This window comes from Myxococcus sp. XM-1-1-1, from assembly GCF_020037095.1.
GTDB classification, from domain to species: domain Bacteria; phylum Myxococcota; class Myxococcia; order Myxococcales; family Myxococcaceae; genus Myxococcus; species Myxococcus fulvus.
In genome coordinates, this window is the sequence record NZ_JAIQDH010000001.1 from 319754 (window position 1) to 338443 (window position 18690).

12 protein-coding genes are annotated in these 18690 nt (G+C 68.6%); 3 read left to right on the forward strand and 9 right to left on the reverse strand.

Features of this window, described 5'->3' with window-relative positions; translation table 11 throughout:
* The first annotated feature begins 14 nt into the window (after positions 1-14).
* Complete coding sequence (locus tag K8640_RS01255) at positions 15-1061, forward strand: type IV pilus twitching motility protein PilT (RefSeq protein ID WP_223745852.1); 1047 nt, start codon at positions 15-17, stop codon at positions 1059-1061.
* Positions 1062-1115: 54 nt separating this feature from the next.
* On the opposite strand, the gene K8640_RS01260 is transcribed toward K8640_RS01255, so the two are convergent.
* Positions 1116-1619, reverse strand: a complete 504-nt coding sequence (locus tag K8640_RS01260; protein WP_223745412.1) for a hypothetical protein — start codon at positions 1617-1619, stop codon at positions 1116-1118.
* A gap of 394 nt (positions 1620-2013) precedes the next feature.
* Here K8640_RS01260 and K8640_RS42790 point away from each other — a divergent pair, with 394 nt between their 5' ends.
* Positions 2014-4116 carry a S8 family serine peptidase gene (locus K8640_RS42790; protein ID WP_370640296.1) on the forward strand — a complete coding sequence of 701 codons (2103 nt, stop codon included), beginning with the start codon at positions 2014-2016 and terminating at the stop codon, positions 4114-4116.
* Between the two features lie 58 nt (positions 4117-4174).
* Here the strand turns inward: K8640_RS42790 and K8640_RS01270 are convergent, their stop codons facing one another.
* The 7 genes from K8640_RS01270 to K8640_RS01310 all read right to left on the reverse strand — a co-directional run bounded on the left by K8640_RS01270 (position 4175) and on the right by K8640_RS01310 (position 16303).
* On the reverse strand, positions 4175-5758 hold the full coding sequence (locus K8640_RS01270) for a hypothetical protein (RefSeq protein ID WP_223745413.1): 1584 nt from the start codon (positions 5756-5758) through the stop codon (positions 4175-4177).
* A gap of 100 nt (positions 5759-5858) precedes the next feature.
* Positions 5859-6989: a cysteine desulfurase family protein gene (locus K8640_RS01275; protein WP_223745414.1), complete on the reverse strand. Its 1131-nt coding sequence runs from the start codon at positions 6987-6989 to the stop codon at positions 5859-5861.
* A gap of 28 nt (positions 6990-7017) precedes the next feature.
* A complete protein-coding gene (locus K8640_RS01280; RefSeq protein WP_223745415.1) occupies positions 7018-8913 on the reverse strand; it encodes a hypothetical protein in 1896 nt (631 codons plus the stop codon).
* A 64-nt stretch (positions 8914-8977) separates the two neighbouring features.
* A complete protein-coding gene (locus K8640_RS42795) occupies positions 8978-10219 on the reverse strand; it encodes an RHS repeat domain-containing protein (RefSeq protein WP_305070633.1) in 1242 nt (413 codons plus the stop codon).
* Positions 10220-11095: 876 nt separating this feature from the next.
* Complete coding sequence (locus K8640_RS01300; protein ID WP_255652570.1) at positions 11096-12319, reverse strand: DUF6531 domain-containing protein; 1224 nt, start codon at positions 12317-12319, stop codon at positions 11096-11098.
* A 170-nt stretch (positions 12320-12489) separates the two neighbouring features.
* Positions 12490-13947 carry a VCBS repeat-containing protein gene (locus tag K8640_RS01305; protein ID WP_223745416.1) on the reverse strand — a complete coding sequence of 486 codons (1458 nt, stop codon included), beginning with the start codon at positions 13945-13947 and terminating at the stop codon, positions 12490-12492.
* 232 nt (positions 13948-14179) lie between these two features.
* Entirely contained in the window at positions 14180-16303 is a 2124-nt protein-coding gene (locus K8640_RS01310; RefSeq protein WP_223745417.1) for a VCBS repeat-containing protein, read from the reverse strand.
* Positions 16304-16810: 507 nt separating this feature from the next.
* On the opposite strand from K8640_RS01310, the gene K8640_RS01315 reads away from it, so the two are divergent.
* Positions 16811-17929 carry a serine hydrolase gene (locus tag K8640_RS01315; protein ID WP_223745418.1) on the forward strand — a complete coding sequence of 373 codons (1119 nt, stop codon included), beginning with the start codon at positions 16811-16813 and terminating at the stop codon, positions 17927-17929.
* Between the two features lie 4 nt (positions 17930-17933).
* Here K8640_RS01315 and K8640_RS01320 read toward each other — a convergent pair whose 3' ends face one another.
* Entirely contained in the window at positions 17934-18593 is a 660-nt protein-coding gene (locus tag K8640_RS01320; protein WP_223745419.1) for a pentapeptide repeat-containing protein, read from the reverse strand.
* Positions 18594-18690: the final 97 nt, after the last annotated feature.

Genomic DNA, 18690 nt, shown 5'->3' on the forward strand with positions numbered 1-18690 from the left:
CACTGAACAAGCTCCTGACGGTTGGCGTACAGAACGGCGCTTCGGACATCCACTTCAGGCCCGGCGACCCGCCCATCTACCGGGTGAACGGCGTGCTGCGCCCGCTGAAGATGGAGAAGCTCCACGCGGACCACACCCGCCAGGTGGCCATCCACGTCATCTCCGACCCGGCCATCAAGCCGCAGATCGACCAGCTGCAGGAGTGCGACGCCTCGTACAGCCTCCCGGGGGTCGCGCGCTTCCGCGTCAACATCTACCGGCAGCGCGGCTCGCTGGCGTGCATCCTGCGCATCATCCCGGATGAGATTCCCACCATCGACGGGCTGGGCCTGCCGCAGGTGCTCAAGAAGATCGCAGGCAACGAGCGCGGGCTGGTGCTGGTGACGGGCGCGACGGGCTCGGGCAAGAGCTCCACGCTGGCGTCGATGATCGACCACATCAACCGCACGGAGAACCTGCACGTCCTCACCATCGAGGACCCCATCGAGTTCATCTACAAGAACATCAAGTCCTCCATCTCCCAGCGGGAGATCGGCCCGGACACCAAGGGCTTCGCCATCGCCCTGCGCGCGGCGCTGCGCCAGGACCCGGACGTCATCCTGGTGGGCGAGATGCGCGACACGGAGACCATCGACATCGCGCTGAAGGCCTCGGAGACGGGCCACCTGGTGCTCTCCACGGTGCACACCACGGACGCCTCGCGCACCATCAACCGCCTGGTGTCGGTGTTCCCCGCCGAGGAGCAGACCATGGTGCGCATGCGCCTGGCGGACTGCCTCAAGGGGACCATCTCCCAGCGCCTGTTGCCCCGCGCCAGCGGCAAGGGCCGCACGGTGGCGCTGGAGATCATGGTGCAGACCAAGACGGTGGAGCAGTACATCCGGGATGACCGCGCCAGCGAGCTCAAGGATGTCATCGAGAAGGGCCGCGACATGTTCGGCATGCAGTCCTTCGACCAGCACCTGACGCAGCTGTACCGCGAGGGCATCATCACCCTGGAGACGGCGCAGAGCGCGGCCTCCAACCCCGCCGACTTCCAGCGGGCGCTCGAGTTCGATTGACGGCCGTGCGCGGCAGCGCCCGGAGCGGGGTGGCTCCGGGCGCTGGAGTGGACCTCAGGGCGCGGTCCAGATGGCGGCGATGCCTTCGTTCTCGGAGGCGCCACCCGTCGTGTCGACGAAGAGGGACCGGATGGGCTTGCTCGACTGGAAGCCCACGAACTCGAAGGTGTGGGTGTTCGTGTCGAGGGCCGCGTCCTCGATGACCTCCTGGGTGGCGTCCGTGAAGGTCAACGTCACCTTGTGCACCGCCCGATGGTTGGTGAGCAACTCCAGTCCCACCGCCGAGACGGGCCTGAGGAAGGCCAGCTCGAAGTCGTCCTCGCCGTTGACGATGAGGGTGGGCTTCACGGGGAGGGGGTTGGTGTTGTTGTGGTTCCAGCCGGGCCCGACGAAGCAGAGCCAGTTGTTCGTGCTGGCGCGGGGCGCCAGGACGTTGACGGTGGGCGCGCTGGCGCCCCACGGCAGGTCGACCCCCGGCGGCGTCCGCACGCAACTGGAGGCGGCGCCCGACGGATGGTCGGGGTACGCGTCGAACGCATTCACGGGGAATGGCAGCAAGGTGGTCGCGGTGAAGTCCGCCTGCTGGGGTGTCTCGTGGATCGGACTGCGAGAGAATCGGTGCCGCGACAAGGTGCTGGATGCATGTTCTCCCGGGTTCCGAGGTGACAGTGTGTCTCCTCGCCGTTGCGAAGGTGGCGCTCCTGGCCGCGGTGGAACAGACCCCGGAGGCCTCACGCCGAAGCACGGCTTGACCGGGGCGCCGCCCCTCGGGGGGCGCGACGTGAGGGATGGGCGGATGGCTGTGATTGGACGCGACCTGGGACGTGCCATGCCCCGTTCGGGGTGAGGGGCCCTGCTCTGGATGATAAGGATTTCCACCCTGGCGCGGGGTTGACCCACGTCGTGTCCGTCTGGCTTGGTGTCTCTTCCATCCCCTCTCAGTGGAGGTCGAGTGACGAACCTGGCACGCGTGTGTCTTGTCCCGCTGATGCTGACATCCCTCTTGTGGAGCGCCTGTGGCGCCGAACCCGCCGCGCCCCCGGAGGCGCCGCCGGCCCCGAGCGCCGCGAAGCGACGCTTCGTCCCGGGGCAGGCCATCGTGAAGCTCAAGGACTCGGTCCGGGGCCTCTCCGGTGACGCGCTCCCCACCGTGCGAGGGTTCCGCTCCACGCACGTCCAGGCGCTCTCGAGTGGCGCGGTGGTGATGTCATTGGAGCCGGAGGCGGGGCGCCCGGCGGCGTCCATCGCGGAGGAGGAGGCGCGCACGCTGGAGGCCATCGCCGCGCTGCGCGAGGACCCGGGCGTGGAGTACGCGCACGAGAACCTGTACCTGGAGTTCTTCGCCACGCCGTCGGACCCGCTCTACCCGCTGCAGTGGAACGCCCCGGCCATCGGCCTGCCCTCGGCGTGGAACACCGTCACGGGCAACGTGAAGATCGCCGTGCTGGACACGGGCCGGCTGGACCACCCCGACCTGCAGGGCGCGTGGACCCCGGGCTACGACTTCGGCGAGGGGGACGCGGACCCCTACGACACGAACACCTACCACCACGGCGTCCACGTGGCGGGCATCCTCGCGGCGCGCGCGAACAACGGCGTGGGCGGGGCGGGCATCTGCTGGGGCTGTCAGCTCATGCCCGTCAAGGTCTCCAACACGGGCAACGGCGTCACCCTGGCCACCGTGGACGAGGCCATCCGGTACGCGGCGGACCACGGCGCGCGCGTCATCAACATGAGCTTCGGCACGGCGTATGACGCCGGCAATCCCTCCGCCATCTATCCCTGCTCGAACTATCCCGACATCCAGAGCGCGGTGAGCTACGCCGTCTCCAGGAACGTGGTGGTGGTGGCCGCCGCGGGCAATGACGGCGTGCAGGGCTTCCAGGCCGCGAACGTCACGCCGGCCTCCTGCAACGGCGTGCTCGCCGTGGGCGCCACCACGAAGACGAACACGCGGGCGGCGTGGAGCAACGGGGGCTCCCGGGTGGACCTGATGGCGCCGGGCGGCACCGCCAGCTCCGGCTTCTTCGGCGAGGGCATCGGCTGTCCCGCCAATGACCCCAACACGTGGGACCCGTACTCGGGCACGGACCAGATTGTCGCGCCCTGGGCCATCGGCAAGCCGCACGGCGCGCTGCTGACAGGGGATTACTGCCACCGCTACCTGAGCGGGACGTCCATGGCGGCGCCGCACGTGGCGGGCCTCGCGGCGCTCATCCTGTCGCAGAAGCCGTCCATGACCCCCGCGCAGGTCGCCGCGCGCCTCAGGAGCACGGCGACGCTGGTTCCGGGCTGTGGCTCCCACTGCGGCTCCGGCCTCATCAACGCGGCCGCGGCCGTCTACACGAACCTGCCGCCGCGCCCCCAGCAGGGCACCTGGTACAACGCCTCGCGCCCGGGCAACGGGCTGGACATCCAGCACACCGCGCCCGACGCGCTCTACGTCACCTGGTACACGTACACCGCCTCGGGCACCCCCATCTGGTACGTGAGCCACCTGCAGGCCGAGCCCGGCGAGTGGCGGGGAGCTTTGCTGCGCGCGTCGTGGAATGGCTCGAGCGCGACGCTGACGACGGTGGGCGGCATGCGCTTCACGCACAGCGCCGGAGCGTGGACCTTCCACTGGAGCCTGGGGGCGCTGTCGGGCAGTGAGCCGGTGCAGTTCTTCGCGTTCGCCAGCGGCACGCCGGTGATGAACCTGACGGGGGCCTGGTACCAGGCGACCGAGTCCGGCTGGGGCGCCACGGTCCACAGCATGGGCAACACCCACTTCGCCAACGTCACCGTCTATCAGGGCAGCACGCCCGTGTGGGTGCAGGGCGTGGCGACCAGCCCGTATACGACGCTGTCGTTCCCGCTGACATATGTCACCGGCACGAACCTCTGCCCGGGCTGCGGCGGCACGCCGTCCACGTCGTCCATCCCCGTGGGCACGCTCTCCGTCTCCGGCTCGGTGGGAGCGCCCGGCGCCGTGTCCTCGTCCCTGTCGCTGAGCTTCCCGGGTGGGACGTGGAACCGCCCGTCGTTCACCTTCAGCCGGCTGACGGGGCCGTAGTCCCTGTGACACCTCCGCTCCGGAGGGACGGTGCCTTCCGGAGCGGGGCGTGTGGGCGCTACGGCCTGCAGTGGGATTGCAGGTCCAGGCCCAGGTCGAGGTAGGCGCGCGCGCCGCTCTTCCAGAACTTGCGCATCACGTGCTCCGCCTGGGGCATGGTGCGCGTGGTGCCCGAGCCGCAGACCTCCGTCTTGATGATGGGCGCGTACGCCTCGAAGACGGCCTGGTCGAGGAACGCGCTGCCGTCCCCCGCGGACATGTGGCAGGTGCGGCAGTAGGGCTTCACGACGCCGTTGTAGAGCGCCAGTCCCTTCTGCTTCGTCTGCTTCCACTGAGGGGGCACGTAGGTGTCATTGGCCATCGCCGTCACGTCGCTCACCGCCTTGGGCGCGTACATGCCGGTGATGAAGTCGGTGATGGCCGCCGTGGGCGAGGTCCTGGTGATGAGGTCGTTGAGGGAGCGCAGCGCGTTGGCCTGCTCGGCGTAGGTGAAGCCCGGGGCGTTGGAGTACCGGAAGCTGAAGACGTCGAAGGGCAGGAACTTCGCCTGGCCGGACACGGAGTTGTTGACCGGGTTGTACGTCGCCCGGATGCCATGGCACGTCAGGCAGTTGCCGGGCACGAAGGTGTTGTCGGCCGCGTTGTCGAGCTGCGCCTTGGGGGCCAGCGCGCCCTGGGCGTCGTACACCATGAACTGGACGCTGTTGGCGGTGTTCGCGGGCGGGGTGAAGACCATGGCCACGGTGGCGAACTCGTTCGTCCGGCTCACCGCGTCCGCGAGCGCGATGGCGGAGCTGCCGCCGAAGACGGGCACGCCGTTGAGCTGCTCGGCGTAGTTGCTCACGTAGCAGGCGACGCCATTGGGCTGCGACGGCACGGGGAAGGAGCGGCAGTGCATCTCCCGGCCAATCCCCAGGTCGCCGTCGTTGTAGTAGGTCGCGGTGACCTCGCTGTTGGGGAAGCCGAACTTCGTGCGGAAGGCGGCGAGCGTCGCGGGCGCCTGGATCTGCGCGTAGTACTGCAGCGTCTCCGCCTCCTCCGCGGCCGCGCTCGGGAGGTTGCTCTGCTTCTTGCCCAGGAACACCGTGCGCGCGCCCGGGGCCGCGTCGACGGGGCTGTTGCGGGTGGAGACCAGCGCGGAGCGGTTGAGGCCCACGCCCTGGCACTCGGTGCCGAGCACGTTCCAGGGCTCGTTGACGTTGGCGGCGAAGCAGTCCGGGTAGGTGATGTCGTCGAAGGTGTAGAGCGTGGTGTCGCCGTCGGGGTCCTTGGCCACCGCGCGCACCTTCACCAGGCCGCCGGTGGACCAGCGCAGCGAGAAGCCGATGTGCGGCACCGGCGCGGCGGTGACGCTCCAGTGGAAGAGCGGGTCGGTGCTGTTGAACGAGGTGGGGGTGGTGACCGTCGTCGCCGTGGCGAACTGGGTCCAGTTGGAGTCCAGGGTCGGGTCCAGGCCTGGATTGTTCATGACCTGGAGCGAGATGGGGATGTTGGGTTCGGGGTAGTAGCCCTCGAACCGGAAGGTCTCGCCAATCACCGGGTCCCCGGTGGTGGTGCCGTTGTGCGGGCCGGTCATGCAGGCCGTGGCGGCCACCAACGAGAGACACACGAGCGCGAGACGCCGGGATGGAATCGGCGACATGGACGGAAGCTCCTTCTCGGGGAAGGTGCCCGGAATGGGCTCGTCCCTTGTCCCTGAACGGAGCTCGCCCGGAATTCCCCTCACCGGCGCGTGCGGGACTTCATGTGCTCCCGGTGGACGTCGCGGGGCGGAGCTCCGACAGGGCCGAGCTCCAGGCCTCCAGCGCGGCGTCGAGGTCCTCCTCGGAGGTCTGGAGTCCCAGGCTGAAGCGCAGGGCGGAGTCCGCGCGCCATGGCGCCCCGGGGAACGCGGCGGCCACCACGGGAGAGGCCACCACGCGCGCCTGCTGACACGCGGAGGTCCTCGCCACGCACAGGCCGCGCAGGTCGAGCGCGGTCTCCATCCTGCGTGCCTCCACGCCAGGCACCGAGACATCCAGGATGGGGCCCACCCAGTCGGGCCCCGTGTTGTGGACGAGGTCCGGGCAGCTTCGCTGGAGCCCCGCGAGCAGCCGCTCCGCCTGGGCCCTCGCTCGCGGCAGTCCTTCGCGCAGGGCAGGGGCGCGGACGCGGCAGGCCGCGCCCATGCCGATGGCGGCAATCCAGGGCGGTGTCCCGGGGGCTTCGGGGAAGCGCGGCTCGCGTCTGCCCGCGGGAGCGAAGGCCAGCTCGCGAGGCACGCGCAGCGCCGCGACACCCGGAGGTCCTCCGAGCTTCTGGGAGGCGCAGGCGAGGAAGACGCGAGGCGCGAGCAGGGGGCGGAGGTCTCTCCAGGCCGCCGCCTGCACCGCGTCCACCACCCACCAGGCGCTGGGAGCCAGCGCCAGCAGCGGCGCGAGGTCGGGGGCGGTGCCCAGCTCCTGGTTCATCGCGGACAGGGCCACCACGGCGGCGCCCTCGAGCAGCGGAGCGGCGACGGTGGGCGTCAGGCTTCCGCCCGGCTGGGACAGCCAGCGCACCTCACGGCCGGAGGACTCGGCTTGCTCGACGACGTTTCGTACGGCGGGGTGCTCCAGGCGACTGGAGACGAGGGGGCCCGAGCAGAGGGACAGGGCCGAGCGCAAGGCGCGTCCCAGCGCGGCCGAGCCGCTGGCTTCCCACCGCAGCTCGGCGTGGAGGCAGCCCAGGTAGCTGGACACCTCGATGCGGGCCTGGTCCAGCGCGGCGCGGGCCTTGCGTCCCGCCGCGTGCACGGAGGAGGGGTTGCTTGCGCCCTCGCGCATCGCGCTCAGCATGGCTTCCAGTGCGGCTTCATGCACGGGCGTGGAGGCCGCGTGGTCCAGGTACGTCATGCCGTGACTCTATCGCGCCGCCCCGCCGTCAACGCCAGCCGCGCTCCTTCACGAGGGTGGACAGGCGCTCATGGTCACGAGGCGAGGTCGCCAGTCGGACGGTGGCCCCCTTCGATTCGAGGAGGATGTTCATGTCTTCCCATGCGCCCGCGCGGTAGGACCGTCCCGGTTCCAGGCCGGGCAGGTGCTTCACCGTCGCGGGAAGCTCCCTGGCACCCGGGCTCGTGCGGAGCGGGATGCTGTCGCCAGGGAGTGGCTCGAATGAGAGGGATTGAAGCCCCTGGGCGTGGGTCATCCAATGGATGAGCGCGTCGAAGGTCCGGAAGACCAGTCGCTCCCCGGGACGCTGGGACCAGGCCTCGGAGGGGAGGGCACACACGTCCTCGGTGAGCTGGAGGGTGCCGGGAGACAGTCTGGGAAAAGGCTGGGTGGCCCCTGGCAACTGGTCCGGTGAAGGCTTGCTCCGCCAGGTCGTGTGAAGCCAGTCGGAGAAGGCCAGGGAGAGCAGCTGCGTGCCCGCCCAGCTCAGGTAGTCAGGGGTGCTGGGCTCCAGCGTGCCCCGGTCCGCCGAGATTCCGAGCATGGAGGGCCGCTCGGGATGGGTCGACTCGTCGGTGATGGCGAAGCCGACGCCCTGAGGGTCTTCGTAGGCGAGCCGGAACTGTCTGGGGAGGTCCTCGAGGTCGAGCCGGAACGTGTCGCTCCAGGAGCGGTACTCGGTCAGCAGCCGCTTCACTTCCTTGCGGCCCTTGGCGAGCTCCGGCTCACCGAGGAACCCGGCGAAGAGCGGAGACCAGCCCACCGGTTCCCAGAAGGCGCGGAGCGTGGCGGGCTCCTTGTCGCCCAGCTCCACGTCCCTGCGAGACGACGCGAAGTCCTTCAGCCGGGTGGCGAGCAGTTGGTGCAACCCGGTCGCCTCCTGACGGATGGTCAGGGCCTCCTCAGAGACGGCAGGGGCCTTCGCGGGGCGCTTGCTCCGAGGGGCCCGTGTGGAGGGCGCGGGTGCTTCAGGTGGGGGGCCCGCCCAGGGGTCCTTGTTCGGAGCAACCTTCTGCCGGACACGAGCCTTGTGGGCCTTGAGCCATTCCAGCATCTGGGGGCCGTGTTGCGCCTCCACGAGCAGGCTGAGCGTGGGGGAGGGGGGATGCCGGGATATCCAGACATGCATCCCGTCGATGAGACCGAAGGCATGATGGCGCGGCGCTTCCCGCGGGGACGACTGGGAGGTGAAGGCTCGCAGTCCTGGCAGGGTGGGGCGCTCGGGCTCCAGCTCCTTGCCTCCGTCTGTCATGAAGGTGAAGCCGGAGCCGGGAGGGCCCAGGGTGGGGAGCTGCTCCGTGGGCACCGAGAGGGCGAAGTCGACGTAGTGGGCGAACGAGCGGAAGACGAAGTTCGTCAAGGCCTGGGGAGGCGGCGGCTTGCCGTGGAGGTGGCGTGGGTCGTGGCCCAATCCCCAGACGCCATCGCCCAGTTCCCAGAGGCCGGTGAAGAGCGGTGCGAAGGGGGCGGGTCCTTTCAACGGGGGACCGGGCAGCACCAGGGCCCTGCGCAGCGACATCACCCTCAGGATGGTGGCATGGACCACGGCATCCACATAGCTGGGGCACGACATCACCGGCGTGGGTGACTCCGGTCGCACTTCGAAGACAGGAGGGTCTTCGGCGTCGGAGGTCTCGTCCGCATAGGCGAGGGCCGAGGTGAAGGCATAGACGATGCGAAGCTTGCGGGGCAGCCTGCTCCAGGGCGGCCCCTCGTCGGCCTTCAATCCCCAACTGGCGCGGGTCCGGGCGTTGTCGAACCAGCGCTCGAACACGGGCCGGGCCACGGCGAGGCCTGCTTCCCGCTCCGGCCGTATGGACACGGGCACGGTGCCGCCGCCTCCGGTGGCGGTGCTCCAACCCGTGGCCTCCCAGAGGGCCTTCACGCGCGCGGGCGCGTCTGCTTCCAGGACGCAGGGCGCGCGGGTGCTTTGGTGGAGCGGACAGACCTCATCCAGCCATCGTGAGAAGGCTTCGGCGCTGGCTTTCGGAATGCCTGTTTCCGGTCGCCGGATTGATGACATAGCGCTGCCCCTGGCCGAGCAGGTCCGGAGCGCCGGAGCCGGAGGTCGCGGCGGGACTCCATTGGAAGGGACCACCGGTCGTGTAGAGACCAAGGACATCCATCCACTCGACGGGACTGGGGACGTAGGCGTAGTCGTTGAATCCTCCCAGCACCCCGATGGGGTCCGGGCTGATGTATCGGCCGAGGACGGGGTCGTAATAGCGCGCGAAGTTGTAATAGAGACCGGATTCGGCGTCGTAGCTCTGCCCCGGGAAGCCGGGGGCTCCATCGAAGGTCTCCTCCAGGGGCTCGCCCCAGCTTCCGCGGCGGGCGCTCCAGGCGAGGCTGCCGTCCTCGGTCACCCACTCGCTCGTGCTGCCCAAGGCATCGTGCAGGGCGTAGAACGTGGCGGTGTCATCCGCCCTCAACAACGGGGTCGCCTGCTCGGGATGGGTGAGGAAGGTCACCCGCTGCTGGCTCGGGGTGACTTCGTGGAGCAGCCGGGCGTCATCCCAGACATAGCGGTGGGTTCCTCGGGGCCCATGCTTCGCGACCCGCCGTCCCATGGCGTCGTAGTCGTAGCTCCAGCGTTCACCATCGGGTCGGACGACGCCGCGCAACTGCCCCAGCGCGTTCCACTCATAGGTCCAGGTCGCGGTGCCTTCCGCTGAGTCCTGGTCGACGTGCTTGCGCGCGAGCCGGCCCTGCGCGTCGTATTCGTAGCGGAGGTGTTCTCCGGGCCTGCTCAAGTGGAGCGTGCGGTTGCCCTGGGCGGTGAGCCGCTCCTCCACCTGGGCGCCCTGGGCGTGCAGCTCCGCCAGGTCCAGGGTGTCCGGCCCCAGGGAGCCCCGCACCAGCATCGACTCGGGGTCCTTCAGCCGCGCCGAGGGGAGTCGCGCGGTGTGGCGTCGATTGCCGCCCGCGTCGTACTCGAAGAGCTCCGCGAGGCCCTGCGTGGGGATGGCGGCCTGCAGGCGGCCCAGCAGGTCGTGCACGAAGCGGGCGGAGCCCCGCATCGAGTCCTCGACGAAGTCCAGGTGGCCGCTGGGGCCATAGTGGTACTTGCGGTGCACGCTGGCAGGGGCGCTGGGGCTCGCGGTGGTCCTCCCGGGGCGACGGGCTCCGCTGTTCGGGGCGACGTACCATTGCTCCAGGACACGCCCCCCCGGCGTCGTGGCGCTGCTCATAGGCGCCTCCTCCGGGCAGCTCCCGTCGGACCTCCCGCCCTCGCGCGTCGTGATGGAACCGCAGGGTGTTGTGGGCCTGTTGGACGGAGGTGCAGCGTCCGCCAGGGCTCCAGTCGAACCTCGCCTGGGCCCCCAGGTCGGACTCCAGCCGGATGCGTCGACCCGTGGCGTCGAAGGTGCTGCGGACCGTTTGCCCCGCCTGAATCTCAGCGGTCACCCGGCCATGGAGGTCCCGCTCGAAGTGAAGCTCGGCTTCGTCGGTCCGGATGCAGATGGGCAGGCAGTTGGCGTCGTATGTGTAGACGGTCTCCGCCCCGTCCGGCATCCGGCGCTTCACGAGGTTGTGCCAGCTGTCATAGCCATACTCGACGCGGCTGCCCGTGGTGTCCTCCACCGCGACGAGGTTGCCCGCGGCATCGAACTCATACTTCATGGCGGTGCCGTCCCAGTGGCGGCGCTCGATGGGGCGGCCCAGCACGTCGTAGAACCACTGGAGCTGGTTTCCACGGGGGTCGGTGATGGAGAGAAGCCGACCCGGCTCCGTGTCCCATTCGAAGTGCAGCCGGGTCCCGTCCGCCTGGACCGCTTCGATGACCTGGCCGCAGGCGTTGTAGCGTCGTCGGGCGGTCCTGCCGGTGGCGTCTCGGCTGAGCGTCTGCCGTCCTCCCGCGTCGTACTCGAAGTGGACGACCTGGCCGTTCGGGTCCTCGAAGGACTCGACATTCCCGGCTCGGTCATAGGTGGTCCGCGAGGTGCCACCCGAAGGGTCCCTCAGGCGCGTGAGGCGCCCATACCCGTCATGCTCCGCGGACCAGGCGTGACCATCCGGGTCGAGGGTCTGCTGGAGATTGCCGTGGGAATCCCAGAGGTGCTGGGTCATCGCGCCGAGCGGGTTGATGATGCGCACCAGCTCGCACGAGGCGTTGTATTCGTAGTGCCATTCATGGCCCAGCGGGTTGATGGAGTGCACCAGGCACCCCACGCATCATGGGCATAGCGCCAGGACTTGCCTGAGTGGTCCGTGAACTTCACCGGGCGATGCCGGTCATCGTATTCGATACACAGCTCGCGCCCGTCCGGATAGGAGGCGGCGCAGGGATGCCCCGCTTCGTCATAACGCAGGGTGCTGCGGTTCCCATTGACGTCCGTGATGGCCACCAGTCGCCCGAGGTCATCGAAGGTATAGGCGGCGCGGGTGCCCAGCGGTGTGAGCAGGCTCGTCACCTGGCCGGCCTCGTTGTACTCGTAGCGGGTCCGCTCGCCGTGGCTGTCCGAGACGTCGGTGACTCTGCGGGCCGGGTCGTAACGCAGCAGCCGCTCCTCGAAGCGGTCCGTGCCGGAGGCCTGGATGCAGCGCCCCTGGGCGTCGTGGCGGAAGGTATAGACGGCGCCCGTGGCCTTGGCCTCCGAGAGCATCCGGTGGTGGGCGTCATAGCCGTAGTCCGCCACCACGCCGATGCGGTCGGTCACCTGGATGAGATTGCCGCGGGCGTCGTAGGTGTAGCGCGCGACGAGCTCCTTGGGCGGCCCCTCGAGCCAGACCGCCACGAGGCGGCCCTGCGGGGTGGATTCGAGGCGGAGCGCGCGACCCGAGCGTGCATGGATGACCCGCTTGAGCGGGCCCGTGGAGCTGTACTCGAAGCGCAATCGGGCCTGGGGACTGAGCCCCAGGGACTCCAATCGGTAGCGCGTGGACTTGGGGCGGCGCCTGAAGTGCAAGACCCACTGGGGATGCGGGCCGCCGTAGTGCTGGAGCTCCAGGTCGTCTCGGGTGCCCCGCAGCTCCATCTGATGCGCAGGGCTGAGCAGCTTGCCACAGGTGTCGAAGCTGCCTTTCGAGTCCTCGAGCGGGTGTTCGACCCCCTGCGGGTCGAGATAGGCGAACCCCTCCAATGTCTGACGGAGCTCGTGTTGGAAGCCATGGCGCCACCCGGGTCCCAGCGGCGCCTCGGCGGTCTGGGTGATGAGCGCGGTGCTATAGAACCGCTCGAAGACGAGCGGAAGCGTGCCTGGGATGGCGAAGTCGAGCCAGGTGTTGAAGAGAACCCCTGACGCGACGTCCACAGGGTGTCCGACCGAGACGCGTCCACTGGCGCTCATGGGGCCTCGCGCAGGTTCGACTGCCTTTGCGGGTGACTATTCTTCCTTTCCCTTGTCGTTGGCCAGGCGGGCCCCTGCCTGGGACTGTCGAGATGAGTCTTTCGCCGGAGGGGCAACAAGCCGAAGCCGGGGCCCGCATGGGCCCCGGCTCCAGGTGTCCCGCGTCTGGTTCAGTAGTTGGCCCAGGGGTTGGAAATCACGTACATGCGCATGTCGCGGTGGGCGCAGAACGTGCGGCGCGCGACCAGGTGCTTGGGCTGCCCGGCGACGGCGCGGACCAGCAGGTAGCTGGCGTTGCTGCCGCCGTTGTTCGCGAGCGGCCAGTCACCGATGAAGGGCGCGGCCGGGGTGAAGTTGTGGTTGGACCAGTTCCAGGAGAAGCCGCTGCCGGCCCAGTCCTCGGTGATGGCCCAGGAGGCCGTCGGCCCCCCCTGGATGAAGAACCACTCGTCCCGTCCATCCACGGAGTCGAGGTTGCCCGTCAGGAGCGCGTCCTGGGGGCCCTGCGGATAGCCCACGCCACCGATGTGGTTGGCGCCGTACGTGCTCCAGCCCCACGCGAATTCGCCGTTGACGTAGTGGAAGGTCGTCGCCCAGCTGGCGAGCCCCAGCAGCTCCTCCTTGCCGTCACCGTTGGTGTCGCCGCCGTTGCGCAGGTGGTGGCGGTAGCCGTACATGCCATGCGCCGTGTTGCCCTGGGTGCTCCAGAGCCAATCCCAGCCCGTGCCCGCCGCGTTGAGGCGGAAGAGGGTGATCCACCCGCTCGCGCTCACGCCGACAAGCTCATCCTTCTTGGCGGGAGCCGCCAGGTCGAAGTTGCCGGAGACCAGGTAGCCGCCCCCGTTGGAGTGGGCGAAGAGCTGGTCGGACGTGCTGCCGTAACTGCTCCAGCCCCAGTTCCAGGTGCCGTTGTCGAAGTGGAACAGCGTGACCCAGGAGGCGACCCCCAGGGCCTCGTCCTTGCCGTCCCCGTCGAAGTCACCGATGACCAGGTTGTTGCGATAGTCGTAGATGCCGCCGCCCGCGCTGGGGGAGCCGTTGTTGCTCCAGCCCCACTGCCAGTCGCCGTTGCGGTAGTGGAACATCGTCATCCATCCATTGGTGTCCACGCCGAGCAGGTCCTCGGTGCCGTCGCCATCGAAGTCACCGACATAGTGCTTCGCATAGGCGGCGACGCCGCCCTGGCTCGTCGCCGTCCAGACCTTGTTCCAGCCGGGGCTCTGGCCGTTGACGGCGACCGTGGTGGTGCTCTGGTCGATGAGCTGGCCCATGATGTTCTGGATGGAGAGCGTCACCGTGACGCTCTGGCCCGGCGCGAGTCCGGAGGGGATGATGCCGCTCAGGGACACGGTCGCCGAGCCGGAGATGGGCTGGAAGGCGCCCACGGCGATGCCATTCCAGGAGGCCTGGAGGTTCTGCACGGTGAAGGCGCCGGACTGTGACAGGGTCATCCGGTACATCCCCGTCGCGAGCCCGGACGAGGTGCCGCTGTAGTTCACGAAGTTCTGGCCGGAGTTCGCCAGCGTTCCCGCGCAGAACGTCACCACCGCGGCGTGGGAGACCGTGGGCAGCACGAGCGCGAGCACGAGCGTGCACAGCCTGAGCAGGGGAGGGGCGGACCTTTGCATGAAGAGCCTCGAGGGGAAGTCCCGCGCGGGGTTGCGCGGGGCTCGCGACACGAAGCACTCCATGTGCCATGGGAGGTGGGCTCGGATTGCGGAACGAGGGGCGCCCCGTGCTGTCACCTCCGGGGACACACGACCCTCGGCCGCTGTGGCGAGGCCCGCTACACGAAGGCGGATGACACACGCCGCCGCACGGCGGGGTGGACGTTCGAGTCCACCACGCCAGGCAGGAGGATTACTGCTGCCCGGCTCGGCCCATGGGCAGCTCGCCCGGACGCACGCCGGGTCGGCTCACCACGCTCGTGAGCCCGGTTCTCGAGGACGTGACGGTGTAGTCACCCCCCGCCGCGGGAGTGCTCGTGCGAGGCCGGTAGACCGCGAAGTCCGTCTTCCCATCGCCGTCGTAGTCGCCCGTGACGGGGACGTCACCGACCCCTCCGAGGAACTTCACATGGGATGTCCCCGTGGAGCTGTGGATGACGGTGAAGTAGCCCCCTCCGTCATTCGCCGGCCAGCGTGGGGTGTAGACCGCCAGGTCGCTGAACCCGTCGCCGTCGTAGTCGCCCACGACGGGGAGGTCCCCCACCTGTCCCAGGACGTCCCAGTCCCATACATTGGCCTGGCTCCTGCGCACGGTGAACCAGCCTCCCCAGCCCCAACTGGTCTTGGCCTTGTACATGGCGAAGTCATCCCGGCCGTCATGGTCGAAGTCACCGACGACGGGCGTGTCGTCGGGCTCACCGATGAGGAACGTCTGGTTCGAGACCCCTGTCTGGCTCGATCTCCAGACGAAATGGCCGTACATCAGCTGGGACGTTTCGGGGTCCGTCTGCGGGGTTGCGAGTCGTTCGTACACCGCGAAGTCCGTGATGCCATCCCCATCATAATCGGCGGCGACCGGGATGGCGCCGGGCTTTCCCAGATCGAACCAACTCCAGTGTTGGCCCTGGCTCATCCAGACCGTGAAGAACCCGTCCGTGGTGCCCACCCCCGGGGTGTAGACGGCGTAGTCCGTGATGCCATCCCCGTCGTAGTCACCCGTGAGGGAGACATCTCCAGGAATGCTCCCCGCGAAGCGCATGAGGCGTGGCAGCGAGCTGGCCTGGACTGTGAGCATTCCCACCTGGGGCGGGGCGGGGGACGGCCAGTGCCACGTGAAGTCAGACGTCCCGTCCCCGTCGAAGTCATCCTTGCGCTGCTTCTGAGGAAGGTCCGTATAGACATGGACCTCCCAGGGACCGAAGGTGTCCGTCCATCCGCCCAGGGTGGAGTTGAAGGGGATGGGACTGCGGTTCTCGAAAAGCGGACGGGCCGGCCTCGCGCTGGACCAGTTGACCGGGCGGATGTTGCCGGTGACGGTGGAGGGGGTGCGGTTGGTGACGATGAGGATGTTCCGCTGCCCGACCTTGCGCTGCATGCCCAACAGCCCGGAGGAGGAGAGCACCAGGTCCGGTCGGCTGTCGGAGATCAGTGCGGGCTCCAGGAAACGAAGCTGGGCGGCGACCTTCTTGATGTCCCACCAGAGTTGGGAGTCCTGCTCGATTGCGTCCGTGCCCCACCAGAAGATGCCGCGAGCCCCCTGGATGATGGAGGAGTAGGCCATATAACGGGTCTCCGTATAGTTAGGGCGCCGCCCCTTCATTCCTTCGGGCTCGGTCATCCAAGGGCAACACTCCGCGTACCCCTGGCCCTGGAGCACCATCAGGATGGGGCCCGTGGGGGTATAAGGCGCCGCGAAGTCGTCGTCATGGAGCGCTCGCATGGCCGCGGTGCTCTCCGCGGGATGGTTCAGGGGCGCCAGGGGAAATGGCAACGTTGTGTTGTCGGCGAGGAGGGTGATGGGATAGCGATCCTGCCCCCAGGCGTTCGCTGCGGCCCGCCATTGCCGGTACTGCGTGGGGGAAAAGCCTGGCACGTCATTCCAGGGAATGACGCCCGCGTCGGCGTTGTTGGCGGCGATCTCCGTGTAATACACAGGGTGGGCGGGGTCCCTGGCATTGACGAAGGCGCGAAAGCTCTCGGCCTCAACGAGAGTCGGAATCCGCGCACGATTCTCCGCGGTCTTAAGCCAGTCCACGCCTCCGTCAACCCGCTCGAACTGGCCTCCACCCTCCTTGTTCCACCCCATTTCATCCATGGAGTCGTAGCCAAGGAGCGCTGACTTGCTCTTCAGTTCCTGGATCTTGAGGTCCAGAGCGCTCCCGATGTGATGTTGGGCGACCTTCTCCCGCACCCAGTGCAATTCACCCTTCGGCGTCCCCCGGGCCTCCCAGTTCCACGCCTTGGCGAGCACGTGCATGCCGTGCTGCTCAAGCTTGTCCAGGTCCGTCGGCGTCAAGTCGTGGATTTCGTGAATCATGGTGTTGAATCCCACGCGCCCGAACTCTCCCTGTGCAAAATCTGACTTGTTGATGTTGGGAGGCTCTCCTGCGTCGGGGCCAGCGTCCGCGGCGGCCTTGCGTGGGTAGTCGAAGGCACCAATCACGAAGAAGCGTTTGCCTTCGTGGATCCAGAAAGGCCCTTCAGGAGGAGCTCCCGGCGGGTCATCTGGGTCGGTGGTGTCGCAGATGGGCCGAGGATCGACGGGGCCGCACATGGGATCCGCGGAGGAGAGCTGAGGGGCGACAATGCATATCGCGGCGACACAGCTCGCCAGCAGCAACCGGCGCGTGCGAGAGCGTTCGAGTGAGTTGGTGGGCATGATGAAGTTTTACGCCAGATGCTTCGCGGGCGGGACCGCACTTCAATGATTGGTCTTGCGCCCACGCCCGCTGTGACATTCTTTCCCTGGAGTGACACCGCCGGTACGGAACGGTGTTCCTTGGGCATGAACCTCCACTTCTGGAGTACGGCAGTCCCCCGCTCGATGCAGACGCTCCCTCTCCTCGCGATGCTCTCGCTGGCCGGCGCATTCACGGCGTGCAATGATGACGAGGAGCCCTCGACGCTGCACGCGGACCTCCAGGCCCTGATGGAGGACTCCGTCACCCATGGGCTGACTCCTGGCATTGCGTTGGCCGTCGCCTCCGACGAGGGGTCGACCTGGTCGGGCGCCGCCGGTGTCAGTGACGCCCCGGGCCAGCAGCCCATGTCCGCGCAGCACCGCTTTCGCGCGGGCAGCATCATGAAGACCTTCGTCGCCACCGCGGTGCTCCAGTCCGTCGAGCAGGGCAAGCTCACCCTGGAGGACACGCTGACGCAGCACCTGCCCGCGAGCGTGACGGCGCGCATCGCGAACGCCTCCTCCATCACCGTGGCCATGCTGCTCGCGCACCGCTCGGGCATCCCCGAGTGGGTCACCGAAGAGACGAACCTGGCCATCGTCATGGACCCGGAGCACGTCTGGTCGCTCGAGGAGATTCTCGGCATCTCCGGCGCGCAGTCCCCGGCGTTCCCTCCCGGCTCCCAATATGGCTACTCCAACACGAACTACGTGCTCCTCGGCGAAATCCTCTCCGCCGTGGAGGGCCGCGGCTGGCGCGAGGTCGTCCGCGAGCGGGTCATCGAGCGCGCGGGCCTTTCCCACACCCGTGCGCCCGAGCCCGCAGACCTGTCCTGCCCCGCGCCCTGCGCACGCGGCTACGTCCCCATGGATGAGGAGATGGCCGACCTCACCGTCGTCGACCCCTCCATGGCCGGGGCCTCGGGTGGCCACGCGCTGGAGACCACCGTCGCCGACCTGCTCACCTTCTGGAAGAAGCTGCGCGCGGGCGCCCTCTTCGAGCGCGAGCAGACGCTGGAGTCCATGCTCGCGTTCCAGTCCGCGCCCGAGCCCGAGTCACGTCTGGTGGGCTACGGGCTCGGCGTGATGCGGCTCGAGTCCCAGGGCGTCGTCGCCCTCGGCCACCTGGGCACCACCGCGGGCTACCAGAGCTTCATGCTCTACCTCCCCCAGACACGTCGCTACCTCACGGGGAGCATCAACGTGATGGGAGACCTGGCCGCGGTGCTCGAGCCCCTCCTGGAGCGCGCGGGCCGCCCCTGAGTCCCTACCGGGCCTTCCTCGGCGCGCGCTTGGGTGCCTCGTCGTGGAAGCCCGCCACCAACATGCCCAGGTTCCGCGCGAGCGCGACCGCCGTCTCCACCGGCACCCTCACGTCCTTGAGCTTGTTGTGCTGTGGGTCCAGGAACGTCCCCACCGTCTCCCGGAAGTCCACGCGCGCGAGCATGCAGCCCCGGAAGTTGCTGCCGCTCAGGTCGGTGCCGGTGAAGTCCGAGTCCGTCAGGTCCGAATCATAGAAGTTCGACTCCCGCGCGATGCAGCGCAGGAAGTCCGTCTTCCGCAGGCTCAGCCCGACGAACGAGCAATACGACAGGCCACACTCCACGAACCCCAACTCAGGGTTCGACGCGAGGTTGCTCCAGTCGATGCCCATCAGCTTCGAGCCCTCGAAGCGCACGTCCCGGAGCGCGGTGGAGGGCATCTGCGCCCGCGTGAGGTTGCTGCCGCGCACCGCGCAGTTCTCCAGCCGCGAGCCCTTCCACCGGCTCTCCTGGAGCTGACAGTTCTCGAACGTGCAGCGATAGAACTCCTTGTCGGTCAGCACCACGCCCTGCAGGTCGAGCCCCACGAAGGTCTCGTTCGCGAACGACTCCTCGCGCACGAGCCGCTCCACCACCTCCGTGTCCATCCCGCGCTCCGTCGTCATGTCCGCTGTCTCCTCGACCCGCCACCACACGCGAGCCTGGAGCGTGCCCCGCCCACACGCGGAGCACCTCCTCGACGAGCCGGGCGGGGCGCGCGTT